The organism is Agrococcus sp. SL85 (assembly GCF_026625845.1).
GTDB lineage: Bacteria > Actinomycetota > Actinomycetes > Actinomycetales > Microbacteriaceae > Agrococcus.
Genome location: NZ_CP113066.1, coordinates 1,120,046 through 1,142,235, shown reverse-complemented (window position 1 = coordinate 1,142,235; position 22,190 = coordinate 1,120,046). Strand labels below are relative to the sequence as shown.

Annotated in this window: 22 protein-coding genes and 2 pseudogenes; 14 read left to right on the top strand and 10 right to left on the bottom strand. The window is 71.8% G+C overall.

Annotated features, from left to right (window positions below; all coding sequences use genetic code 11):
• The first annotated feature begins 178 nt into the window (after positions 1 to 178).
• From OVA14_RS05600 to OVA14_RS05585, 4 genes are all read left to right on the top strand, one after another.
• Positions 179 to 1,618, top strand: coding sequence for an SDR family NAD(P)-dependent oxidoreductase (locus OVA14_RS05600; RefSeq protein ID WP_267505504.1), 1,440 nt, complete (start codon positions 179 to 181; stop codon positions 1,616 to 1,618).
• A gap of 149 nt (positions 1,619 to 1,767) precedes the next feature.
• Complete coding sequence (locus tag OVA14_RS05595; protein WP_267505269.1) at positions 1,768 to 2,664, top strand: MerR family transcriptional regulator; 897 nt, start codon at positions 1,768 to 1,770, stop codon at positions 2,662 to 2,664.
• Positions 2,665 to 2,785: 121 nt separating this feature from the next.
• Entirely contained in the window at positions 2,786 to 3,322 is a 537-nt protein-coding gene (locus OVA14_RS05590) for a small multidrug efflux protein (protein WP_267505268.1), read from the top strand.
• The gene (locus OVA14_RS05585; RefSeq protein ID WP_267505267.1) at positions 3,319 to 4,038 is read left to right on the top strand and encodes a GOLPH3/VPS74 family protein; all 720 of its coding nucleotides are present in this window, start codon (positions 3,319 to 3,321) and stop codon (positions 4,036 to 4,038) included. Before OVA14_RS05590 ends, OVA14_RS05585 begins: the two co-directional genes overlap by 4 nt.
• A 210-nt stretch (positions 4,039 to 4,248) precedes the next feature.
• Here OVA14_RS05585 and OVA14_RS05580 read toward each other — a convergent pair whose 3' ends face one another.
• A complete protein-coding gene (locus OVA14_RS05580) occupies positions 4,249 to 4,614 on the bottom strand; it encodes an SH3 domain-containing protein (protein ID WP_267505266.1) in 366 nt (121 codons plus the stop codon).
• Between the two features lie 64 nt (positions 4,615 to 4,678).
• Between OVA14_RS05580 and OVA14_RS05575 the strand changes: the two genes are divergently transcribed.
• The 4 genes and pseudogenes from OVA14_RS05575 to OVA14_RS05560 form a co-directional block, all read left to right on the top strand.
• Positions 4,679 to 5,089 carry a DUF3054 domain-containing protein gene (locus OVA14_RS05575; protein WP_267505265.1) on the top strand — a complete coding sequence of 137 codons (411 nt, stop codon included), beginning with the start codon at positions 4,679 to 4,681 and terminating at the stop codon, positions 5,087 to 5,089.
• 74 nt (positions 5,090 to 5,163) lie between these two features.
• Positions 5,164 to 6,456: a M18 family aminopeptidase gene (locus tag OVA14_RS05570; RefSeq protein ID WP_267505264.1), complete on the top strand. Its 1,293-nt coding sequence runs from the start codon at positions 5,164 to 5,166 to the stop codon at positions 6,454 to 6,456.
• Between the two features lie 20 nt (positions 6,457 to 6,476).
• Entirely contained in the window at positions 6,477 to 6,704 is a 228-nt protein-coding gene (locus tag OVA14_RS05565) for a hypothetical protein (RefSeq protein WP_267505263.1), read from the top strand.
• Between the two features lie 16 nt (positions 6,705 to 6,720).
• Positions 6,721 to 7,149 (top strand): annotated as a pseudogene (locus OVA14_RS05560) (short-chain dehydrogenase); the annotation flags it as partial.
• Positions 7,150 to 7,234: 85 nt separating this feature from the next.
• On the opposite strand, the gene OVA14_RS05555 reads toward OVA14_RS05560, so the two are convergent.
• Together OVA14_RS05555 and OVA14_RS05550 are read right to left on the bottom strand one after the other, a co-directional pair.
• On the bottom strand, positions 7,235 to 8,314 hold the full coding sequence (locus OVA14_RS05555; protein ID WP_267505262.1) for a hypothetical protein: 1,080 nt from the start codon (positions 8,312 to 8,314) through the stop codon (positions 7,235 to 7,237).
• A complete protein-coding gene (locus tag OVA14_RS05550; protein ID WP_267505261.1) occupies positions 8,307 to 9,416 on the bottom strand; it encodes a hypothetical protein in 1,110 nt (369 codons plus the stop codon). Before OVA14_RS05550 ends, OVA14_RS05555 begins: the two co-directional genes overlap by 8 nt.
• A 367-nt stretch (positions 9,417 to 9,783) precedes the next feature.
• On the opposite strand from OVA14_RS05550, the pseudogene dcm reads away from it, so the two are divergent.
• Together dcm and OVA14_RS05540 are read left to right on the top strand one after the other, a co-directional pair.
• Positions 9,784 to 10,281: pseudogene (dcm, locus tag OVA14_RS05545) on the top strand (DNA (cytosine-5-)-methyltransferase); the annotation flags it as partial.
• A gap of 370 nt (positions 10,282 to 10,651) precedes the next feature.
• Complete coding sequence (locus tag OVA14_RS05540) at positions 10,652 to 11,260, top strand: DNA cytosine methyltransferase (RefSeq protein WP_267505260.1); 609 nt, start codon at positions 10,652 to 10,654, stop codon at positions 11,258 to 11,260.
• Here the strand turns inward: OVA14_RS05540 and OVA14_RS05535 are convergent.
• On the bottom strand, positions 11,213 to 11,995 hold the full coding sequence (locus tag OVA14_RS05535) for a hypothetical protein (protein ID WP_267505259.1): 783 nt from the start codon (positions 11,993 to 11,995) through the stop codon (positions 11,213 to 11,215). The genes OVA14_RS05540 and OVA14_RS05535 overlap by 48 nt on opposite strands.
• Before the next feature lie 232 nt (positions 11,996 to 12,227).
• On the opposite strand from OVA14_RS05535, the gene OVA14_RS05530 reads away from it, so the two are divergent.
• The 4 genes from OVA14_RS05530 to OVA14_RS05515 all read left to right on the top strand — a co-directional run bounded on the left by OVA14_RS05530 (position 12,228) and on the right by OVA14_RS05515 (position 16,275).
• Entirely contained in the window at positions 12,228 to 13,250 is a 1,023-nt protein-coding gene (locus tag OVA14_RS05530; RefSeq protein ID WP_267505258.1) for a methionine ABC transporter ATP-binding protein, read from the top strand.
• Positions 13,247 to 14,002 carry a methionine ABC transporter permease gene (locus OVA14_RS05525; protein ID WP_267505257.1) on the top strand — a complete coding sequence of 252 codons (756 nt, stop codon included), beginning with the start codon at positions 13,247 to 13,249 and terminating at the stop codon, positions 14,000 to 14,002. The genes OVA14_RS05530 and OVA14_RS05525 overlap by 4 nt, the downstream gene beginning before the upstream one ends.
• Before the next feature lie 48 nt (positions 14,003 to 14,050).
• The gene (locus OVA14_RS05520) at positions 14,051 to 14,878 is read left to right on the top strand and encodes a MetQ/NlpA family ABC transporter substrate-binding protein (protein WP_267505256.1); all 828 of its coding nucleotides are present in this window, start codon (positions 14,051 to 14,053) and stop codon (positions 14,876 to 14,878) included.
• 155 nt (positions 14,879 to 15,033) lie between these two features.
• Positions 15,034 to 16,275 (top strand): MFS transporter, encoded by a 1,242-nt coding sequence (locus tag OVA14_RS05515; RefSeq protein WP_267505255.1) that lies wholly within the window; start codon positions 15,034 to 15,036, stop codon positions 16,273 to 16,275.
• A 90-nt stretch (positions 16,276 to 16,365) separates the two neighbouring features.
• On the opposite strand, the gene OVA14_RS05510 is transcribed toward OVA14_RS05515, so the two are convergent.
• The 6 genes from OVA14_RS05510 to OVA14_RS05485 all read right to left on the bottom strand — a co-directional run bounded on the left by OVA14_RS05510 (position 16,366) and on the right by OVA14_RS05485 (position 22,086).
• Entirely contained in the window at positions 16,366 to 17,523 is a 1,158-nt protein-coding gene (locus OVA14_RS05510) for a hypothetical protein (protein ID WP_267505254.1), read from the bottom strand.
• Positions 17,524 to 17,573: 50 nt separating this feature from the next.
• Complete coding sequence (locus tag OVA14_RS05505) at positions 17,574 to 18,389, bottom strand: hypothetical protein (RefSeq protein WP_267505253.1); 816 nt, start codon at positions 18,387 to 18,389, stop codon at positions 17,574 to 17,576.
• A 29-nt stretch (positions 18,390 to 18,418) separates the two neighbouring features.
• Positions 18,419 to 19,723 carry a hypothetical protein gene (locus OVA14_RS05500; RefSeq protein ID WP_267505252.1) on the bottom strand — a complete coding sequence of 435 codons (1,305 nt, stop codon included), beginning with the start codon at positions 19,721 to 19,723 and terminating at the stop codon, positions 18,419 to 18,421.
• A gap of 169 nt (positions 19,724 to 19,892) precedes the next feature.
• Positions 19,893 to 20,648, bottom strand: a complete 756-nt coding sequence (locus OVA14_RS05495) for a hypothetical protein (RefSeq protein ID WP_267505251.1) — start codon at positions 20,646 to 20,648, stop codon at positions 19,893 to 19,895.
• A complete protein-coding gene (locus OVA14_RS05490) occupies positions 20,645 to 21,508 on the bottom strand; it encodes a hypothetical protein (protein WP_267505250.1) in 864 nt (287 codons plus the stop codon). The genes OVA14_RS05495 and OVA14_RS05490 overlap by 4 nt, the downstream gene beginning before the upstream one ends.
• Entirely contained in the window at positions 21,505 to 22,086 is a 582-nt protein-coding gene (locus OVA14_RS05485) for an RNA polymerase sigma factor (RefSeq protein WP_267505249.1), read from the bottom strand. The genes OVA14_RS05490 and OVA14_RS05485 overlap by 4 nt, the downstream gene beginning before the upstream one ends.
• Positions 22,087 to 22,190 lie beyond the last annotated feature (104 nt).

Sequence of the window (22,190 nt, the reverse complement as noted above, 5' to 3'; positions counted from 1 at the left end):
CGCGGCGGTAGGATCTCGTGTGCCTCCCACCCCTGCTGAGCCCGACTCCGGTGCGCCCGCGCGCCCCGACGAGGCGCCCGCGACGGCCGCCGACGCGCACGACGGGGCGCCCGCATCGGAGGCCGCAGCAGCCGCCGAGGCTGCGGCCACCGTCTCCGCCGAGGACGTCGCCACCGCCATCCGCGTGCTCGACACCCTGCACGGCATGGACCGCGACGACCCGCACTACGTGGCCGTCCGGCAGGCGACCGCGCGCATGTTCCGCGAGGTGAAGCAGGCGGGTCGCCGCGAGAAGCGCGCCCGCATCGCCGCCGCCGACCGCGCCGTCGTCGAGTCGACCGCCACGGGCGCCCCCGACCGCATCGACGACGAGACCCGGGGCATCCCGCTCGCGACCCGCGTCGTGGCCCCCACCGCCGGCACGCTCCTGAAGGCCCGCGGCTGCTACATCTGCAAGCAGCCGTACACGCTCGTCGACGCGTTCTACCACCAGCTCTGCCCCGACTGCGCGGCGATGAGCCACGCGAAGCGCGACGCCCGCACGGATCTCACCGGCAAGCGCGCCCTGCTCACGGGCGGCCGCGCGAAGATCGGCATGCACATCGCGCTGCGGCTGCTGCGCGACGGCGCCCACACCACGATCACCACCCGCTTCCCGCGCGACGCGGTGCGGCGCTTCTCGTCGCTGCCGGATGCGCCGGAGTGGATCGACCGCCTCAAGGTCGTGGGCATCGACCTCCGCGACCCGGCGCAGGTCATCGGCCTCGCCGAGGAGGTCGCCGGCGCCGGCCCCCTCGACATCCTCATCAACAACGCGGCGCAGACCGTGCGCCGCTCCCCCGGCGCCTACCAGCCGCTCGTGCAGGCGGAGCTCGCGCCGCTGCCGGAGTCGTCGACGGGCGGCGGACCCCTGCCCGAGCTCGTGACCTTCGGCCACACGAACGACGCGCATCCGCTCGCGCTCGCCGCCTCGGTGGCGAACCACCCGATCCTTGCGAGCGCCGCCCGCGAGGCCGACGCGCTCGACGCGCAGCGGCTCGCGCGCGAGGCGATGACGGCAGGATCGTCGTCGCTCGAGCGCATGGCCGCGGGCACCGCGATCGACGCGGGCGGGCTCGTGCCCGACGAGGAGCACGTGAACTCCTGGACGCAGCACGTCGACCAGGTCGAGCCGATCGAGATGCTCGAGGTGCAGCTGGCGAACATGACGGCGCCGTTCCTGCTCGTGTCGAAGCTGCGGCCCGCGATGGCAGCGTCGGGCGCGCGCCGCACCTACGTCGTCAACGTCTCGGCGATGGAGGGCGTCTTCGGCCGCGGCTACAAGGGCCCCGGCCACCCGCACACGAACATGGCGAAGGCGGCGCTCAACATGCTGACGCGCACGAGCGCGCGCGAGATGTTCGAGTCCGACCGCATCCTCATGACCGCCGTCGACACCGGCTGGATCACGGATGAGCGCCCGCACTTCACGAAGGTGCGGCTGGCCGAGGAGGGCTTCCACGCGCCCCTCGACCTCGTCGACGGCGCCGCCCGCGTCTACGACCCGATCGTGCGCGGCGAGGCCGGCGAGGACCTCTTCGGCGTCTTCCTGAAGGACTACGCGGTCGGCGCCTGGTAGCCCTGCCGGTGCTGCCGGATCCTCAACCGGTTCTGTGGTCGGCAGGCGCGACTATCGCGTCCGCCGACCACTGAGCCGGTTGAGATCGGCGCGAGCGGGCGAAGGGCAGCGGCCAGCGCGGGCGCAGGCTGCCGCGCTAGCGTCGCGGCGTGGCCTGGAGCACGCGCGAGCTCGCCGATCTGGCGGGCACCACCGTCAACGCGGTGCGGCACTACCACCAGCTCGGCCTGCTCGCCGAGCCCGAGCGACGCGTCAACGGCTACAAGCAGTACGGCGTGCCGCATCTCGTGGCTCTGCTGCGCGTGCGGCGCCTCGTCGAGCTGGGCGTGCCGCTGGGGCAGATCCAGCTGCTGCAGGAGGGCGGCGAGGGCTCGCAGGAGGCGCTGCACGAGGTCGACGCGCAGCTCGAGGAGCGCATCGCGCAGCTGCAGCAGGCACGCGAGGACATCGCGGCGATCGTCGCGGAGGATGCGCCCGCGCACGCGCCGCGAGGCTTCGAGCGCGTGGCCGCGCGGCTCAGCGAGGCCGACCGGTCGATGATCCACATCTCGTCGAAGCTGTACGACTCCGAGGCGCTCGACGACCTGCGGCAGATGGTCGCGGCCGACATCGAGAGCGAGGCGGAGCGCGCGTTCGAGGCGCTGCCGGCCGATGCGCCCGAGGCGGAGCGCATCCGGCTGGGCGACGCGCTCGCCCCCTCGCTCGCGCAGCACCTCACCGACTACCCGTGGCTGCAGGACCCCGCGGGCCGGCTCGCGAAGGACGAGCGCATCAGCCAGGCGACCTTCGTGGAGGCGGTGGTCACGCTCTACAACGAGGCACAGGTGGAGGTGCTCGCGCGCGCCGGGGTCGCCGCGCGGGCGCTGCTCCAGGCGCGCGGCACGCCGCTGCCGCCGCTCGCCGGCGCCGCGTCGCCCGAGGTGGAGGGCGGCGAGGCAGCGGGCGACGCCGCGGCCCGGGAGGCCGACGGCCGCGCGCGCGACCGCGGCGAGCACGACAGCACCGAGCACGACGGCACGGAGCACGACGGCACCGCGGCCTCCTGACCCCGCGCGGAGCCCGATCCGAGGATCGCGCTTGACCCTGTGGTGACCACACGGTGCCTACTGGGATGCGTCGCCGGAAGCGCCGGCGGCACGCAGACCAGACGCAGAAGGAGCGCCGCTCGTGAACCCCATCGTCGACCTCATCCGAGGATTCCAGGACCTCGTGGCCCAGGTGCCCGAGGTCGTGCAGCCGCTCGTCGTCATGCTCGCGGGCATGATCCCGTTCATCGAGGGCGAGGGTGGCGCCCCGATCGGCGTGATCGGCGGCATCCACCCGATCGTCGCCGGCATCGCCGCCGCGGCCGGCAACTTCCTCGCCGTGCTCGTCGTGGTGCTCGTCACCTCCCGCACCCGCGAGGCGGTGGTCGCGCGCCGCTCGGGCGGCAGCGGCGGCATCGCGACGCTCGAGCACGAGCCGCCCGCCAAGCCCGAGTCGAAGGGCACGCAGCGCTTCAAGCGCTGGCTGGTGCGCTTCGGCGTGCCGGGCGCGAGCCTGCTCGGCCCGCTCGCGATCCCGACGCACTTCACCGCGGCCACGCTCGTCGGCTCGGGCGTCGCGCGCGGCTGGGTGCTGCTGTGGCAGGGCATCGCGATCGTGCTGTGGACGACGCTCACCACGACGCTGCTGTGGGTGGCGGTGCAGGCGGTGCTCGCGTGAGCGGCGACGACCTGACCGGCCTCGCCGTGCCGCAGGCCGAGCCGACGCTCGCCGAGGACCTCATGCTCGTGCTCTTCCAGCCGGGCTCCGGCCCCTCCGGCACCGGCGTGATCGCCGCCGAGGGCGTGCTGCTCTACGCCCTCGCCGGCGCGGTGCTGGCGGAGCTCGGGATGCGCGGCCACGTGCGCGCGGAGGTCGCGGGTGGCGTCGGCCGCGTGCGCGCGACGGATGCGGTGCCGGCCGATCCGCTGCTGCGCCGCGCCTGGGACTACGTCGCCCAGAAGCCGCGCGGCGTGCAGACGGTGCTCGCCGCGGTCGGGCCGCAGCTGCGCGAGCCGGTGCTCGAGCGGCTCGTCGCGCGCGGCGACATCGAGCGCGGCGTGCGGCGGGCCTTCGGGCTCTTCGAGACGCGGGTGCTCGAGGGCGACGGCGGCGAACGGCGCGCGGCACTCGTCGCCGCGGTGCGGGCCGTGCTCGTGGACGGCGAGGCGCCCTCGGAGCGGGTGGGGGCGCTCGCGGCGCTCGTGTCGGCCAGCGGCGCGCTGCCGCAGCTGCACCGCGAGATCCCGTGGGGCACGGCGGTCGCGGTGCGCGCGAAGGAGCTCGAGCAGGGCAACTGGGGCGCGGACGCCGCGGCGCAGGCCGTGGCCCGCACGATGACCGCCATCATCGTCGGCAACGTGACGATCGCGGCGGCGGTGCTGCCGAAGGGCTGACCGCCGGGCATCTCGACCGGCTCTGTGGTCGGCAGGCGCGACGATCGCGTCCGCCGACCACTGAACCGGTTGAAAGAGCAGCAGGCACACTCCCGCCCGGTCTCGACCGGCCAGTCGGCAGGGCACGGCGCTCTGCGCGATGCCCTACCCATGGCGCGGTTCAGCGCAGCTGCCGCGAGGCGACGAGCACGCGGCAGCCGGCCGCACGCGTCACGAGACCTGCCGGGCCGGCACGGGCTCCAGCACCTCGTGCGGCACCCAGCCCTCGCGGCCGTCGGCGGCCTGGCACCAGCACCAGCCGGACTCCACGTCGTCCTCGAGCACGGCCACGCGCTCGCCCGCGTGCACGGGCAGCTCGGTGGTGTCGTAGGCGGCGACGGCCTCGGCGCGGGGGCCGGGGCCCGAGAGGTGGCGGGCCGGCACCCAACCGGCGCGGCCCTCCGCCGTCTCGACGAACACGAACGCGGGCCACGTGGAGTCGCGGTCGCCGACCGACACGGCGTCGCCGACGGCGAGCGCGAGGGGCGAGCCGTCGGGGATCTCGTGGTCGTCGATGGCGATGCGCTCCTCGGTCATGCAGGCATGGTGCCCCGTGCCCCTGACATGCGCCCGCGAACCGGCTCCGGAGTAGCCTGACGGGATGCCCGACACCGCTCCCGCCCGCACCCCCGTCTCGGCGCGCGACCTCGTGCTCGCGCTCGTCGCCGACGTGGCCGTGGTGCTGCTCTTCGCCGCCGTGGGGCTCGCGAGCCACAACGACGGCGAGGTGTCGTCGTGGGGCGTGACGATGGTGGCGCTGCCGTTCCTGGTGGGGCTCGCCATCGCGTGGCTCGTGACGCTCGCGTGGCGCGCGCCGCTCGCCGCCGTGCGGACCGGCCTGCCGGTGTGGGCGATCACGCTGGTGCTGGGCCTCGTCGGCCGCTTCCTGCTGGGCGAGGGCATCGCGCTGCCGTTCGTGATCGTCGCGACCCTCACGCTGCTCGTGCTGCTGGTCGGGTGGCGGCTGCTGGCCGGCTCGCTGCGCCGGGCGCGCGAGCGCCGCGCCTCCTGAGGTCGCGCACCGCGACCGGGCCGCCGGGCCGCCTCGATAGGCTCGCTGCACCGCACCGACCTGGAGGTTCCCCCGTGCCCGCAGCGCCCACGACCGTCGAGCCGCTCGCCCACGCCGAGGACCTCGCCGACTTCGTCGCCGCCTCCCCCTCGAGCTTCCACGCGGCGGCCGAGGTGGCGCGCCGCCTCGAGGCCGCGGGCTTCCGGCCGCTCGACGAGACCGAGGCCTGGCCGCAAGTCCCAGGCCGCTACCTCGTGGTGCGCGACGGCGCGCTCATCGCGTGGATCGTGCCCGCCGGCGCCGCGGCGACGACGCCCGTGCGCGTCTTCGGCGCCCACACCGACTCCCCCGGCTTCAAGCTGAAGCCCCAGCCCACCACCGGCCGCTTCGGCTGGCTGCAGGCGGGCGTGGAGGTCTACGGCGGGCCGCTGCTGAACTCGTGGCTCGACCGCGAGCTGCGCCTCGCCGGCCGCCTCGTGCTCGACGACGGCACCGAGGCGCTCGCCGACTCCGGCCCGCTGCTGCGCCTGCCGCAGCTGGCGATCCACCTCGACCGCGCCGCGAACGACGGGCTCACCCTCGACCGCCAGCGCCACACGCAGCCCGTCTGGGGCCTCGGCCAGGCCGACTCGGCCGACCTGCTGGGCGAGCTCGCGGCATCCGCCGGCGTCGACGCCGCGCGCATCCGCGGCTACGACATCGTCACGGCGGATGCGGCGCGCGGCGCCGTGTTCGGCAAGGACGACGCGTTCTTCGCCGCCGGCCGCCTCGACGACCTCGCGAGCGTGCACGCGGGCGCCGTCGCGCTCGCCGCGGCCGCCGACGGCTTCGACGCCCCGCACATCCCCGTGCTCGCGATCTTCGACCACGAGGAGATCGGATCGGCCACCCGCTCGGGCGCGGCCGGCCCGTTCCTGGAGGACGTGCTCGAGCGCATCGGCCTGGGCCTCGGCGCCTCGCGCGAGGAGCGGATGCGCGCGCTCGCCGCCTCCTGGCACGTCTCGAGCGACGTGGGCCACTCGGTGCACCCGAACTTCGCCGAGAAGCACGACCCCGAGGTGCTGCCGCTGCTCGGCTCCGGCCCGATCCTGAAGATCAACGCCAACCAGCGCTACGCGACCGACGGCGCGGGCGCCGCGGCCTGGCACGGCTGGTGCTCGGCTGCAGGCGTCGCCTCACAGGAGTTCGTCTCGAACAACACGGTGCCGTGCGGCTCGACGATCGGCCCGATCACGGCCACGCGCCTCGGCATCCGCACGGTCGACGTGGGCATCCCGATCCTCTCGATGCACTCGGCGCGCGAGCTGGCGGGCGTCAACGACCTGGCCGACCTGACGCGGGCGGCCGGCGCGTTCTTCGCGGGCTGACGTTGGGGGCTGCTGCCGCTTTGGCACTGCTGAACGGTGTGCCTCTGGGCACGCGGGTGGTGGTGCGCTACCGGCTGCACGGCGACACGCACCGCGCCTCGGATGCGCTGGGCGAGCTGGTGTCGCGGGATGCGGCGTCGTGCGTGGTGCGAACGCGCGCTGGCGACGTGACCGTCGCGCTGCGCGACGTGCTGCTCGCCAAGGAGGTGCCGCCGCCTCCGGCACCACGGGAGGCGCGACGCGGCTGAGCGCTCAGCGGCCGTCGTGCAGCTGGCGAACATGACGGCGCCGTTCCTGCTCGTGTCGAAGCTGCGGCCGGCGATGGCCGCCTCCGGCGCGCGCCGCACCTACGTCGTGAACGTCTCGGCGATGGAGGGCGTGTTCGGCCGCGGCTACAAGGGCCCCGGCCACCCGCACACGAACATGGCGAAGGCCGCGCTCAACATGCTCACGCGCACGAGCGCCCGCGAGATGTTCGAGTCGGACCGCATCCTCATGACCGCCGTCGACACCGGCTCGATCACCGACGAGCGCCCGCACTTCACGAAGGTGCGGCTGGCGGAGGAAGGCTTCCACGCTCCTTTGGATCTCGTCGACGGCGCTGCCCGCGCGTACGACCCGATCGTTCGCGGCGAGGCCGGCGAGGACCTGTTCGGGGTGTTCCTGAAGGACTATTCGGTGGGGTATTGGTGAGCCATTGGACCGTGCGTGAGCGCACCGTTCCGGAACGACGGAGAGATGGCGCATCGCGGTCCCGACTACCGTGTGATCGAGCGGATTAGCCCAAATCGGGATGCGGCTTCCACACTGCTTCCACGACCGATCGCTCATATTCCGAGAGCTCGGAAGTCTCTGTAGTCAAGCGGAGGCAGCGGAGGCGGTCGAGTAGGATTCCCGAGACTTCTTCGTCCACATACCAGTGCTCGCGATACTGACGAAAATATTGGGGAGTAATGACGACGGTGGCCGGCGGACTAGCAAGATCGATGTAACGACGCCAGCGATTGTAGGCAGGCTCAGCCTGCTTCGGCTCCCACTCAATTCCGCACGCGCATTGACAAAAAAATGATGCAATTCCCTGGCCAGGATCCGCATACGGTAGCCACGCAACAATATCCAAGCCATTGTCGCCGTTGTCTTTGGGATGGAAAGTATCGCGCGAGCACAATACGGCGCCATTAAGGACATCCGCAAGTTGGCAGATCCGATCGAAGATGCCTCCGTCGAACCTACTCCCACCCCTTCCCGCAGTGCCGAAATGGTCAATCTCGAAAGGCACTGGCAACATAATGCGCAACAATTGGAGCGAAACACGCTCGAACTCGGCAGGGACTCTTGCCTGAGGCGACGCATCTAGTCGCCCCAGCGACGAAGCTATCAAAAAGAAGACATATCGGCGGCGCATGTCGTCTTTGTCGCGCGATACTATTGTCATCCCCGGCGTATCGACATCGAAAGGGTACGCCACTCCAAGCGAATCAGCCCGCTCTCCTAACAGAACGAAGATCCTCTTCGCCCAGTTGTCGAGATTGTCCGCGACTTCAGCACTTCTGCCGAACGAATCTTCCTCCTCGTCTGCCTCGGGCTCGACTTCGTCGTCATCCGCTTTCGCCCCGAAGTCGACGAGGAGATCGCCGAGCTGCGGACCATCGCTACCAAGCAATTGATCGATCGCGTCGGTTTCACTTTGGTCCTGCGCTTCAGCGACGCCCTCACCCGTGTCGATGCCCTGCTTCTTAGCGGTCAGCAGGCGCTCGCCACTGAAGCGGCCGTCGACATCGACCAGACACCTCAGTTCGACGAAGTCCGCCCAGTGGTGCAACTCACTCTGCTTCGGGATCCGAACGTGCTTAAGCATCCTGGACCATATTGCGCTTGGCTTTTCGACGGATCGCGCCGCCTAGTTGGTCGACAAGGTCCTCGATCTCCTCGACGGCCTGCAGAGTGGCATCTGTGACTTCGGATCGATGAAGCAAACTCTGGGCGATCACGAGGCGCTCGATCGACTGCCTAATCGCCCTGACGATGAGCGCGTCTGGATCGATAGAGGCACGTGCAGCCTCCTCCACTATCTCACCGTTTCGAAGCGCATCCACGCCCCGATCATTGGATAGAGATTGGGCGAGCAGTTTCATGTTGTGGCTCTCACCCAATTGCGTGCGCCCGAGATCCGGAAGTTCTCGGTAGAGCCAGGTTGCTACGTCGCGGAGCGCTTCAGCATCAGCGGGGCCCTGTTCTGATTCGACTACCGCAACCTCCAGCGCATCTAAACCCAGGTATTTGACGATAGTCTCGTAACTCATTGCCAGGGTCAGCAACGAGAAGGGAATCGCGCTCGCCGCAAGTTGCTGCGCGAGGCGCTGATCTGTTCGCATTTGATCATGAAGAGCGAGCGACGCGAGAAGGCGCACAACATAATCGGAGCGACTACCGATCAGGCGCGCTATGACGCGGTAGATGTCACCCCCGGCCGAGTCCCTATGCAATAGGTACAGCGACTGCAGGTAACGCGCTTTCGCCTCAGGCTCCCATTGTTTTACGCCTGTGATGTGGCGGTATCCCAGGTAGTCCAGCACGTCTTCACGCCGCTCGAACACCGCACACGGCAAATTCGTCAACTCGACACCGTCAGCAACCTCATGAGCGATTTTATGGACCGCCTGGCGCCTTATCGGCGCCAGCGAAGGCTCGTTAAGCAACCGAACCGCTGCCAGACGTCGATTCCCCTCGAGCACCCAGTATCCGTCGCCGCTCTTCCTTTTCGTGACGAGGAGCGGCTCCGCAGCAAAATAACCGTTGACAGCGATCGACCCCATCAATTCAACCAGGCCGGCATCGTCAAGCATCCATTCGAGCACCTGACGCTCGTCGTCACCGTCAACGCTAAGCGGCAGTCGGGGGTTCTCCGGGTCGAAATAGAGGTGTTCCAGTTCAATCGTCTGGAAGTCGATCTCTGGCATTCGGATCTCCTCGGGAAGCGGCGGTGTCGGTGCCGCCACCAGCAGCGTAGCTGCTTATTCTGTATTGCGACGAAGGTCTCAGCGCACCAGAATCAAGCCAGTAGCGCCCGAGCACCCAACGTCGCGGCGGCCACCTCGCACACCTCCTTTGTTGACGCTCTCGCCTTCGGAGCGCGCCAGGCTATATCTCGAATCGAGACGCCTTCCGTGTCCGGGGCCTGCCCCGTGACGTCGTGACTCAAGCGCGACGAGCCATCACCAGCTCCAGGCTTGACATGACCAGGTTCGACGGCGGCCGACAGTCCTAGTCCCGACTCGCGGGCCTGAGGTCGGCGTGTCCGGGCGTGCCAATCGCTAAGCTGTACGTATGTTCGAGCTCCCTCACGACGCCGGTGATGCGCCCTTCCACTTCGCGGACCTGTTCGCTGGCGTGGGCGGGTTCGCGGCAGCACTGTCTGGTCTTGGTGGCGAGCACGCCTACGCGGTCGAGATCGACAAGCACGCAGCCGCTGTGTACGAGCGCAACTGGGGTGTCTCCGCTCTCGGCGACGTGACCAAGGACGCTGATGACGGCGTCATGAACGTGCCCGAGCACGACATCGTCGCCGGAGGCTTCCCCTGCCAGCCGTTCTCGAAGTCGGGCGCGCAGCGAGGCATGGACGAGACCCGCGGCACGCTCTTCTTCAACATCATGGAGATCGTCCGCGAGCGGCGCCCGACCGTCGTCGTGCTGGAGAACGTTCGCAATCTCGTCGGCCCTCGCCACGTCCACGAGTGGGAGGTGATCATCGAGCGCCTGCGCAGTGCGGGCTACCAGGTGTCGTCTGCGCCCGCGATCGTCTCGCCGCATCAGATCAAGCCCGAGCACGGCGGCAGCCCTCAGGTGCGTGAGCGAGTCTTCATCACCGCAACCCTCGTGCCCGATGGCATGGTCGCGGACCCCGACATCGAACCGATCGCCCTGCCCGACGCGTCGAGGATGCACCACCCCTGGGATCTCCAGCTTGACCTGCGGACGGCCGAGACGGAGGCGCCGGCGGGCACCGAGTTGAGCGCCGACGAACGCCGGTGGATCGCGCACTGGGACGAGTGGGTGCAGTTTGTGCGCGCCTTCCGGATCGCTGACGCCGATGCTGCTGGTGAGACCGCCCGCCCCCTGCCCGGCTTCCCGATCTGGGCGCAGGTCTGGACCGCATCGCGAGCGCGCCGGAACGACCTGATGTACCCGAACGGCTATGACCGAGTGCCCGCTTGGAAGGCGAACTTTCTCGAGAAGAACTGGGAGGCTCTACGACGCCCTGCGCGAGCGCGCCGACGCGAAGTGGCTCGACCGCTGGCTCCGGAAGACGAGGAACTTCCCCGAGAGCCGTCAGAAGCTCGAGTGGCAGGCCCAGGACGCCGAGAGCCTGTGGGACTGCGCCATCTCGCTGCGGCCATCGGGCATCCGAGCCAAGAAGATGACACACCTGCCCGCTCTGGTCGCGATCACGCAGACCCCGATCCTCGGCCCGCTGAAGCGGCGTCTCGCGCCCCGCGAAGCAGCGCGCATGCAGGGACTTCCGGACTCGTTCGACTTCGGCCCGCAGCGCGACGCACTGACCTACAAGCAGATGGGCAACGGCGTGAACACCGGCGTGGTCTGGAACGTGCTGAAGGCCCACGTGGAGCGCGACAAGGACCTGCTGCTCGCGACGCCCAAGGGCCGAGCGATCTACGAGGCGATCAGCAAGGCTCCCTCGAACCCGACCGAGCCGATCGAGCGCGCTGTAAAGGCCGGCCAGGCCCGCGCAGCGGCGTCAGAGTCCAGCGACTTGGTTGACGAGCGCGTTGAACTGAGCGTCTGAGATCGCTCCCGACTGCTTCAACGAGAGCAGTTCGGCGACCTCCGCGGCACGGCCGGAGGTCGCCGGCTTCGCTGCCGTGAACATGGTCGCGAGCCGCGGGAAGCGATCCGGAGTCGCGATCGTCTCCGCGTAGGCGAGGAACGGGTTCTCGGCGCCTCGGCCCTCGTTCTTCGGCGCGGCGATCACGGCGACGCACTCCGGGTGCCTCTGCGCGTGCTTAGCGACAGCAGCGAACGGCAGCTCCACGGCGTCGGGCTTCACACGCACAGCCTCCGCCGCATCCTTGTGTCGGGCTGGGTCGATGAACACCAGCCCCGGCAGGTGCGGGGAGACGAACACAGTCGGATCCTGGAAGCCCTTCCCGCTGCCGCCGAGACCATTGGTCAGGCGGAACGATCCCTTGTTCGCGGACGTTTGTGCCTTGACCGACCACAGACCGCGGGCAGCATCCTGCAGATCCATGAGGTCGAACCCCCGTGTGGAGTGCCCGCCGGGGATCGTGAGGACCCCGAGCGCCCACGCTGCTGCGGCGATGAGCCACTCTACGGCGCCTCCCACGACGAATCGATTGCCGGGGTCGGAGGGATTGACCCGATCGACGTTGAGTCGCATCGCAGCTTCGATTTCACTCCGCACGGATGCGTCCTTGGCGAGTCCGGCTCGCAGGCGGTCGAAGTGCTCGGAGCCCGAGGTATCCGAGCCCTCACCGAGGTACTCGAAGGGAAGCAGCGTCATGCGGAAACGCTATCCGGAATCCGACGTCATTGGCTGAGGGTCCGACATCGCTCCCACCAGTCACACACCGTCACATTCCGCCGCGCTATCTGATCTCGCGCCACACTGGTCACGCGCGCGGTGCCGGGGCCGACGCATCCCCCAAGCGAGCGCGCCTCCAAGCGCGCACCCGGAACCCGCTCCGTCACCCAACGGATCGGGCGCCCATGCCCCTCGCCCCCAGGAGCACCCAGTGATCTCCATCGAGCACGTGAGCCGCCGCTTCGGCGGCGGCCCCGATGCGGTCGTCGCCCTCGACGACGTGAGCATCGAGGTCGCGCGCGGCCAGATCTTCGGCGTCGTCGGTCAGTCCGGCGCCGGCAAGTCGACGCTGCTGCGCACCGTCAACGCCCTCGAGCGCCCCGACTCCGGCCGCGTCGTCGTCGACGGCGTCGAGGTGACGAGCCTGCGCGGCCAGGCGCTGCTCACCGCGCGCCACCGCATCGGCATGGTGTTCCAGCACTTCAACCTCGTGGGCAACCGCACCGTGGCGCAGAACGTCGAGTTCGCGCTCGAGGCGACGGGCGCCGCGAAGAGCAAGCGCCGCCCCAAGGCCCTCGAGATGCTCGACCTCGTGGGCCTCGCGCACAAGGCCGATGACAAGCCCGCGCAGCTCTCCGGCGGCCAGCGTCAGCGCGTGGGCATCGCCCGCGCCCTCGCCTCCGGCCCCGACGTGCTGCTGAGCGACGAGGCCACGAGCGCCCTCGATCCCGAGACGACGCGCCAGATCCTCGACCTCATCCAGCGCCTCAGCCGCGAGCTCGGCCTCACCGTCCTCCTCATCACACACGAGATGGAGGTCGTGAAGCGCATCTGCGACGCCGCCGCCCTCATGGAGGACGGCCGCGTCGTCGAGCAGGGCACGCTCGAGCAGCTCATCACCACCCCGCACAGCCGCGTCGCCGCCGAGCTGTTCCCCGTGGGCGAGGCCCACGCGATCCCCGGTCACCGCATCGTCGACGTCACCTACGCCGACCTCAGCGCCGACCGCCCCGTCATCGCGCAGCTCGCCCGCGAGTTCGGGCTCGACCTGAGCATCCTCGGCGCCGCCCTCGAGACCATCGGCGGCGTGCAGGCCGGCCGCACCCGCCTCGCGGTGCCCGGCGACGAGACCACCGCCCGCCGCGTCATCGACCGGCTCGGCGACCACGGCGTGACGGCCTGGGAGGTCGCCCCGGCCACGACCGCGCGGCAGACCACGGAGGTGGCGGCATGATCGACCCGACCGCGCCGGAGTTCTGGCCCAACCTCATCCAGGTGCTGCTCGAGGGCACCCTCGAGACCCTGTACATGGTCGGCGTCGCGATGGTCATCACGACGATCGTCGGCCTGCCGCTCGGCATCCTGCTCGTCGGCACCGAGCGCGGCCGCTTCCTCGAGGCGCCCTTCGGCAGCCGCGCGCTCGGCCGCGGCATCAACGCCGTGCTCGGCTTCGTCGTGAACCTCGGCCGCTCCGTGCCGTTCATCGTGCTGATGATCGCGCTCATCCCGTTCACGCGCCTGCTGCTCGGCTCGTTCATCGGCACCGGTCCCGCCATCGTGCCGCTCACGATCGTGGCCATCCCATTCTTCGTGCGCGTCGTCGAGATCGCGGTGCGCGAGGTCGACCCCGGCCTGTTCGAGGCGGCGGAGTCGCTGGGCGCCTCGCGCTGGCTGCTCGTGCGCCGCGTGCTGCTGCCGCAGGCGACCCCCGCGATCCTGCTGGGCGCCGCCACCACGCTCACCTCGATCATCAACTTCTCGGCGATGGTCGGCGTGGTCGGCGGCGGCGGCCTCGGCAACGTCGCCCTCACCTACGGCATGCAGCGCTACAGCTGGGTGCACATCGTGGGCGTCGTCATCATCCTCTTCGTGCTCGTGCAGCTCATCCAGGGCCTCTTCACCCTGCTCGCCAAGCGCGCCGGCATCGAGCCCGCCAAGCGTCGCCGCGTCGCGGCCGCCGAGAGCATCCAGCCCGCCGGCGCCTGACGCCGCGCATCCCACCCGCCCCGCACCACCGCATCCCGAAGGATCACCATGACCACCACCCTCCGCCGCCGCGCCGCGGCCGTGCTCGCCGGCGGCCTCGCCGTCGCCTCCCTCGCCGCCTGCTCCGCCGGCGCTCCCGCCGAGACGCCCGACGACGGCACGCTCGGCACCGTCCGCGTCGGCGCCCTCCCCGTGCCCGCGGGCGACCTGCTGCGCTGGGTCGACGAGAACCTGGCCGAGGAGGCCGGGCTCGACATCGAATTCGTCGAGTTCTCGGACTACAACACGCCCAACCCGGCGCTCACCGACGGCTCGACCGACGCCAACCTCTTCCAGAACGCCACGTTCATGGAGACGTACAACGAGCAGGCGGGCGGCTCGCTCGTCTCGGCCGGCGAGATCTACCTGCCCGCCGCCGCGTTCTACTCCGAGACGCTCACGAGCCTCGACGAGCTCGAGGAGGGCGCGACCATCGCCATCCCCAACGACCCGACGAACGAGGGCCGCGCGCTCGGCCTGCTCGCGGAGGAGGGCCTCATCGAGATCGCCGACGGCGCCACGACGCTGCAGGACATCACGGCCAACCCCTCGAACTTCCAGTTCACGGAGGTCGAGAACGCCACGCTGCCGCTCGCGCTCCCCGACAACGACGCCGTCTTCGTGACCGCCTCGTTCGCGCTGCCCGCGGGACTCACGACCGAGCAGCAGATCCTCGTCGAGGGCGACGACTCGAACTACTTCAACATCCTCGCCACCACGCCGGAGCTCGCCGACGACCCCCGCATCGCGGCGCTCGCCGAGCTGCTCACGTCGCCCGAGACGAAGCAGCACATCCTCGACACCTGGGGCGGCCTCATCATCCCCGTCGCCGACTGACGACTGCGCACGCACGAGGGCCCGCATCCGCGCCGGATGCGGGCCCTCCGCACGTGCGGGCGGCGGCAGCGACGGGCCGCACGGTGCCGCGTCGGCGCCGGCAGTGGGAGAGGCCGGCAGTGGGAGAGGATGGGCGTGTGCGTGCGAGGACCGGGATGAGCGGCTCGCCCCCCGCGCCCGGCGCCGGCCCCGGCGCGCTCCGCCAGCTCGCGGCCTCCGTGCCGTTCCGCACGGCGGCCTCCGGCACCCAGATCGCCATCCCGATCCTCGTGGTCGACCGCACGGGCGACATCGGCCTGGGCGCGCTGCTCGTGGCGCTCGCGCTCATCCCGAGCATCGTCGCGGCGCCGCTCGTGGGCGCCGTGCTCGATCGCGCCCGTCGGCCGCGGCGGCTGCTCATGGCCGCCGCCGCCGCGAGCGCCCTCGCCTACGCGGTCGCGGCCGGCCTCGATCCGCTGCCCGTGTGGGCCGTCGCTGCCGCGCTCGTCGTCAGCGGCCTGCTCACGCCCTTCGGCTTCGGCGGGCTCTCGAGCTTCGTCGCCGCCGACACCGGCGCGGGCGCCCACCGCGCCTATGCGCTCGACGCCCTCAGCTACAACGTGAGCGGCGTCGCAGGGCCTGCGCTCGTCGCGCTGCTCGCGCCCACGATCGGGCCGCGCTGGGCGCTCGCGGCGATGGCCGTCATCGCCCTCGCCTCCGTGGCCGCCTACCCGATGCTGCGGATGCAGCCGCGCGACGTGCACCACGACGGCCTCGTGCCAGCGATGCTCGCGGGCCTCCGAGCCCTCACGACCCATCGGAGGCTCGCCGTCGTCACGACCTCCGGCGCCCTCGCCGAGCTCGGCCGCGGCATCCTCCCCATCGCCGCGCTGAGCCTCGCACTGCGCGAGCTGGGGGATGCGGCGGCGAGCGCCGCGATCGTCACGGCCTTCGCGATCGGCGCGCTCATCGGCGCCGCGGTGGAGCCGATCCGGCCCCGGCGCCTCACCCCGCAGGCGACGATGGCCATCGGCTTCGCCGCCACGGGCGTGCTCACGCTCGGCGCCGCGATCGGCATCGGCTTCCCGTGGACGGTGGCGCTCGTGGCGCTCTCGGGGCTCTGCACGGCCGCCCCGACCGCGGCGATGCTCGTGCTGCGGCGCTCCGAGAGCCCCGACGGCGTCGTCGCGCAGGTGTTCACCGTAGGCGCGGCGCTCCGCACCACCGCGAGCGCCGCGGGCACCGCCGTCGCCGGGGCGCTCGCGGGCGTCGACCCGCTCGTGCTGCTCGCGATGTCGGGCGCGATCTGGGTGATCGCCGGCGGCACGATGCTGGGCTTCGGGCGCGGCGGGCGGCCGGTCGTCGACGAGCCGCCGACGCTGACGGGGCCGGCGCTGACGACGCCGCCGGTGGCGTAGGGACCCGTCCGCTCCGGGGCTCGTGCGGCAGCGTCCGCGGCCCGGACCCTCGTCTCGCGACGACCCGTCGCCGCACGCGGCGACGCGGCCTCAGCCGAGGCGCTCCAACGACGCCATCGTCGCGACCATCTGCTCCACGACCTCCGAGGCGAGCAGCGCGTCCGCCTCCGCCGCATCGGCGACCTGCGCCCCGAGCCCGCCGGCGAAGCTCACGCACCGGTCGTCGCACAGCGGCTGCGCGCCCCCTCCTGCCGGCTCGGCGAGCGAGAGGTGCACCACATAGGGCGCATCCGGGTCGTCGCCCGATCGCTCGCGCGCCGCGACCACCTCATAGCCGTCGACGGTCGTCGCCCGCACCTGCCGATCGGCATCGGGGCCGGGCCTCGACGCCGACGCGTACGCGGGCTCCTCGACGTACTGGAGCATCGCGCCGTCGGGGCCGAGCAGCGTGACCATCGTCCAGTCGGCGCCCGCCGCGTCCTGCCAGCTCTCGTCGCGCACCGTCCAGCCCGGCTGCACCGTGAGGGTGATCGCGCCCGACGCGGCGGTGAAGGAGGCCGGCTCGTCGGCGGCCGGCTGCGGTCCGACGCCCTCCGGGAGGGCGAGGTACGAGGGCCCGTGCAGCTGCAGCGTCGCCATCACGTCGAGCGCGCGCTGCACCTCGGGGGCCTCGAGCGCCTCGACGGCCTCCGCCTCGGTCTCGAACGACAGCCGCTCGCCCCGCTCGTCGGTCCACTCCGAGACGAACCGCACCTCCATCTCGTCGGCCCCCATGCGCGCGGGGTGGTCGAGGCGGCCGTTGCCGGCGTGCACGAGGTCGAGCCGCGGCTCGAAGTGGCCGGGCGCACCCTGCCAGTACGCCATGGCGAGGAGCCCGCGGCCGAGGTCGCGGCGGTCGACCTCGCCCCAGTCGCCCTCCGAGGCGAAGCTGCGCACGTCGGAGGGCGGACCGTCGGAGTAGAAGAGCGGGATGCCCGCGCCCAGCAGGTCGTAGCCGTTCGTCCAGGAGGCCTCGCCCGCCTGGCTCGCGCTCTCGAAGCCCAGGTCGACGACCTCCCACGCCACGGGCACCTCGAAGCTCGCGGTGCCGTTGGCGGTCGTCACCGTGCGCGTCTCGCCAAGCGGCGCGGGCGGCGCGGAGGCGGATCCGGTGCCGGGCGCGGACGTCGCGCAGCCGGCGAGCAGGGCCACGGAGGCGAGGGCCGCGAGGGCGGCGCCCCAGCGCCGGGGTGCGATGCGGTTCGTCACGATCGGAGGCTCCTGTCGGATCGGCGGCGGTCGGGCGGTCGGGCGGTGGCTCAGCGGTCGCTGCGCTCGTGGAGCTGCGCGTGCTCAACGATCGTGAGCATCTGCGCGTTGAGGTCGCTGGCGAACCACGCCTCGGCGCTGCGGATGTCGGTGTACCAGTCGGGGAACGAGCCGCTCAGCTGGCGGCAGAAGCCGTCGACGCACACGGGGGTGTCGGGGATCGCCTCCTGGCCGATCGCGCGCATGCCCACGCCCTGCTGCAGCGAGAGGTCCGGCGGCATGTACTCGAACTCGTACGACCACGAGACCACCTCGAGCCCGTCGCCCATCGAGCGCGACTCGCCCTCGACCCACGTGTCGGTGGTGTTGATGTTGAACATCGCCGATTCCGGGCCGTCGAGGTAGGTGATGACGGGGTCGCCGCGCCCATCGATGACGGTGAGGACGTCCATGACGCCGTTGCCGTCGTCGTACTGCCGCCGCTCCGCCGTCCACCCCTCGGGCATCGGCAGCGTGACGCCGCCCAGCGACGAGGGCTCGAGCGTGTACTGCCGCCCATCGATCTCGACCTGCTGAGGCGGCTGGTCGTGCGGGCCCGAGTCGGGCACGGGCGTCAGGTCGCCGGGCGGGGTGACGGGCGCCGGCGGGCGCACCGTCGCGGTGGGCGAGGGCGAAGGGTCGGCGGTGGGGGTCGCGCTGGCGGTCGGCGCCGGCGCGGGCGCCTGACTCTCGGCCTGCGTAGGCGTGGTCGTGGGCGCTGCGTCGGGGGCCTCCCCGGCCGACGCGCAGCCGGCGAGCAGGGCGATGGATGCGGCGGCCGCGAGCGCTGCTCGGGCGCCGCGGCGGGCGGCTGTGCTGGTCGTCATGGTGGCGATCTCCTGTCGCTCGAGGCCCGTCAGGGCATCCGGTAGAAGTCGTCGTGGTGCGCCTCGAGCGATGCGACCAGCGTGAGCATGGTGGTGGCGCGCTCGCCGGCGAACCACTCGTCGGGGTCGACGACGCCGTACTCGCGGTCGGTGCCCTCGCCCCAGAAGCTGCGGCAGAAGTCGCCGCGGCAGGCGCTGCTCAGGTGCGGCTCGTCGTTGCCCGCGTCGGCCAGGTACACGCCCAGCGTGTGCTCCCACTCCCAGGTGCCGGAGTCGTGCGACCACATGGCCGCCCGCCAGCCGTCCGCGGTCTCGCGAGCCTCTCCCAGGCGCCAGCCGGGCTGGTCGCGGTGCGACTCGTCCCACCTGAGGTAGTCGCTGTAGTACATCTGCGGGTAGTCGCGGTCGTCGTACAGCCACACGCTGTTCTCCCAGCGGGTACGGCCGTCGCCCTGCGTGAACTCGTGGCTGTGGTCCTCGATGGTCCAGTCGAGCGGCACGAGGAACGAGGAGCTGCCGTTCTTCGTCGTGTAGCGGAGCATCTGCTCGCCGTCGACGGTCTCGAGCATGGACGCGGGGAAGGTCTGGGCCGGCAGGTCGCGCAGCTCCGCGGTGGCGAGGATCGCGAGCGCCGTCTGCGCCTGCTCGCCGTGGAGCACCTGCTCGGCCTCCTCGACGGTCTCGATGTCGTGGTGCGCCGAGAACATGGCGGCGAGGTGCCGCACCTGCTCGCCGAAGGGCACGGCGCGCACGGGCCGCTCGCCCTGTGCCACGGCGGGCCCGAGCGTCAGCTGCGGCTGCAGGAGGCCGTCGCCGTGGCGCGACCACCAGGCGACGGCCTCGAGGCCGCCGCCGGCGTCGATGCGGTCGACGATGCCCCAGGTCTCGCCCTCCCAGGCGCCCGAGCCGTAGTCGGGGCCCTCCTGGTAGGAGATGTGGAGCTCGCCGTCCTCGGCGACTGCGAAGAGGTTGTTGATCCAGTCGCTGGGCGTCTCGCGCCCCGTCTGGAGCCAGCTGGAGTCGGTGACCGGCCAGGAGGACGGGACGTGCAGCCGCACGGCGCCGTCCTGCGACTCCACCACGCGGTCGAGCGGCAGCGGCTCGGCGGCGCCGGACGAGGCGGCGGGCGGCGTGACCACGGGCACCTGCGGCGCGACCGTCGGCGTCGGCGCGGCGCTCGGATCGGGGCCGGCCCCGGCCGTCGGCGCCGAGCTCGTGCGGGGCGCCGTCGGCGCCTCTGCCGGATCCTCCGTCGGCGCGCACGCGGCGAGCACCGCGATCGTCGTGACCATCGTCGTCAGCGCCGCCATCCGGCGGCCCGTCCCTGCGCGCATCGCACGCGTCCTCTCCTGCGGATCACCTGTCCGCTTGCTGTGTCATGTCCAGCATGAGGCCGGAGGTCACACGGATTCGGTCACGGTTCGGTCACGGCGATCACGATCCGGTCACGCGCCGCTTCGAAGAGGCTGGGAGCCGGTCCGCCCTGCGGTTGCGGCGCGAGGGTCAGCGCCCTTCCGGCCATAGGCGCACGATGCCGGCGAAGCCGTCCGCGCCCACGACGGCGGGCACGGAACCGCCCTCTCCGATCGCGACCGCCCCGCGCACATAGCCGTCCGCCATGCAGGGCAGCTCCTGATCGCCGACCTGCACGGTCCCGCCCTGCCGCATGCAGCCCACGACGATCTCGAATCGCTCGACGCCCGCGAGCGCCGGCATGAACCGCGCCCGCTGGGCTTCGGAGAGCGGCTGCCCTTCGGGCACCCGCACCACGATCGGCAGCTGCGAGTCCGGCTCGATCACGCCCAGCACGACCGCCCGCTCGGCGCCCACGCCGAGGCGCGCGACCACCGCACCGACGACGGAGTCCGAGCCGCATCCGAGCTCGTCGTCCTCGCTCGTGTACTCCCGAGCATCCCCCGCCCGGGCCCCGCCCCACAGCGCCAGCTCGCCCAGGCACTGCACGTAGATGTCGTACCGGCCGCCCTCCCGCACAGGCACGCCATCGACCGGGACGGTCGACGACACGACACGACCCGAGGGCGGCAGTGCGATGACGGGCGGCGGCTCGATGCGGCGCGGGGCCGCGGAGGGGGTGGGCGTCGGCGTCGGCGATGGCGTGAGCGTGGGCGTGGTCGATGCGATCGCTGAGGGCGCCGGCGCGCTCGCGCTCGAGGAGGGTGCGACGGTGTCCGCGTCGCCGCAGGCGCTGAGGCCCAGGGCGAGCAGCAGCACGAGCGGGAGCGCGAGCAGGCGCCTCATCGCTCCTCCACCCAGCGGACCATCGAGGTGCCCAGCGAGCCGTCGCCGTCGTGCCGGATCCGGGGCGCGTACGAGCCCTCGGGGATCGGCACGCCCCAGGCACCGAGGTCGGGGATGATGCTGAACCCGCCCTGCCGGCAGTCCCACTGCACGCCGTCGATGATCGGGCCCTCCTCGAATCCGCTGCAGTCGTAGTAGACCGTGGCGGTCGACGCCTGCGCCCGGCCCTGGGGCGATTCGCCCGTGGGAAGCACGTCGAGGCGACCGTCGAACTCGCTCGTCGCGGTGAACTCCGGATCACCGTCGCCGACCGTGTCGTCGTAGGCGAGCAGCGCCCACCCGGTGCCCGGGTCGAACTGGGTGCAGTCGATCCACACGCTGTCGCCGAACCGCACCTGCCCGGTGCCCTGGCACAGCACGTACACGTCATAGACCCCCTCGACCGACGGTCCGCCGGCGGCGCCGGCATCGCCGCAGCCGCCCTCGCTGCAATCCACGGAGTCGAGCACGGAGGGCTCCCCCGCCGCGACGCCCTCGAAGCCGGGCGGCGGCGTGGGCTCGGCGGGCTCCGTCTCCGTCGGCTCGGGCGTGGGGGTGTCGAGCGAGGGCTGGGTCGGCTCGGTCGTCGGCTCCGCCGTCTGCGTCGGCACCGCCACGTCGCGCTCGCTCGCGCCGCCCGCGAGCACCTGCCCGCCGAGCACCGCCACGACCGCGACGACCGCGGCCGCCACCGCCCCGCCCGCGATGGCGCGGTTGCGGCGACGCTCGCGCACGCGCTCGCGCACCGCCATGGTCGACAGCCCGAGGCGCATGCGGGCCTGGAACTCCTCGCTCATGCCCGGAGGGCGCTCGTCGCTCATGCGCGCACCTCCTCGCCCTCGACGGCCTGCGCGGCGAGGTGCCCGCGCAGTCGCTCCTTCGCGCGGCTCATGCGCGTCTTGGCGGCGCCGTACGTCATGCCGAGCGCCCGCGCGGCATCGGCGAGCGGCATCTCCTCGAGCAGCACGAGCGAGACGAGCGAGGCGTCCTTGTCGTTCAGCGAGGCCATGGCGATCGCGACCGCCGAGCCCGCCTCCAGCCGGCCCATCCGGTCGGCGGCCACGTCGGCGGCGTCGGGCGCATCCGGCCCGAGCGGGATGTGCGCGATGAGGCGCTCGTTGCGGCGCACCGAGCGCCGGGCGTTGCGGGCGCAGTTCGTGGCGGTGACGAGCAGCCACGGCAGCACGGACTCGTCGACGATGCGCACGCGCGAACGCTTGCGCCACGCCTCCGCGAACACGGCGGCCGTGACGTCCTCGGTGTCCTGTCGGTGCTGCATCAGTCTCCAGGCGTGGCGCCACACGCGGTCGCCGTGCCGATCGAAGATCGCCGCGAACGCCACTCCATCGCCCCGCACGACGGCACGCCACAGGTGCTCGTCGGTCTGGGCGAGGTCCACATCCAGGATTGTCCGGGAGGCGCCCGACGGTTACAGCGCGGCGCGCGGAGTTCCTGGAACCCGCCTCCGCTTGTTCTCCGCCGGGCGCCGATCCCGGCTCGCAC

Excerpts from the sequence above, each read along its gene's own strand:
- OVA14_RS05535 (WP_267505259.1), bottom strand. The coding sequence starts at position 11,995 with ATGACGCTGCTTCCCTTCGAGTACCTCGGTGAGGGCTCGGATACCTCG.
- OVA14_RS05580 (WP_267505266.1), bottom strand. The coding sequence starts at position 4,614 with ATGACCGAGGAGCGCATCGCCATCGACGACCACGAGATCCCCGACGGC.
- OVA14_RS05520 (WP_267505256.1), top strand. The coding sequence starts at position 14,051 with ATGACCACCACCCTCCGCCGCCGCGCCGCGGCCGTGCTCGCCGGCGGC.
- OVA14_RS05550 (WP_267505261.1), bottom strand. The coding sequence starts at position 9,416 with ATGCCAGAGATCGACTTCCAGACGATTGAACTGGAACACCTCTATTTC.
- OVA14_RS05555 (WP_267505262.1), bottom strand. The coding sequence starts at position 8,314 with ATGCTTAAGCACGTTCGGATCCCGAAGCAGAGTGAGTTGCACCACTGG.
- OVA14_RS05500 (WP_267505252.1), bottom strand. The coding sequence starts at position 19,723 with ATGCGCGCAGGGACGGGCCGCCGGATGGCGGCGCTGACGACGATGGTC.
- OVA14_RS05490 (WP_267505250.1), bottom strand. The coding sequence starts at position 21,508 with ATGAGCGACGAGCGCCCTCCGGGCATGAGCGAGGAGTTCCAGGCCCGC.
- OVA14_RS05515 (WP_267505255.1), top strand. The coding sequence starts at position 15,034 with ATGAGCGGCTCGCCCCCCGCGCCCGGCGCCGGCCCCGGCGCGCTCCGC.
- OVA14_RS05575 (WP_267505265.1), top strand. The coding sequence starts at position 4,679 with ATGCCCGACACCGCTCCCGCCCGCACCCCCGTCTCGGCGCGCGACCTC.
- OVA14_RS05505 (WP_267505253.1), bottom strand. The coding sequence starts at position 18,389 with ATGACGACCAGCACAGCCGCCCGCCGCGGCGCCCGAGCAGCGCTCGCG.
- OVA14_RS05525 (WP_267505257.1), top strand. The coding sequence starts at position 13,247 with ATGATCGACCCGACCGCGCCGGAGTTCTGGCCCAACCTCATCCAGGTG.
- OVA14_RS05540 (WP_267505260.1), top strand. The coding sequence starts at position 10,652 with ATGACCGAGTGCCCGCTTGGAAGGCGAACTTTCTCGAGAAGAACTGGG.
- OVA14_RS05495 (WP_267505251.1), bottom strand. The coding sequence starts at position 20,648 with ATGAGGCGCCTGCTCGCGCTCCCGCTCGTGCTGCTGCTCGCCCTGGGC.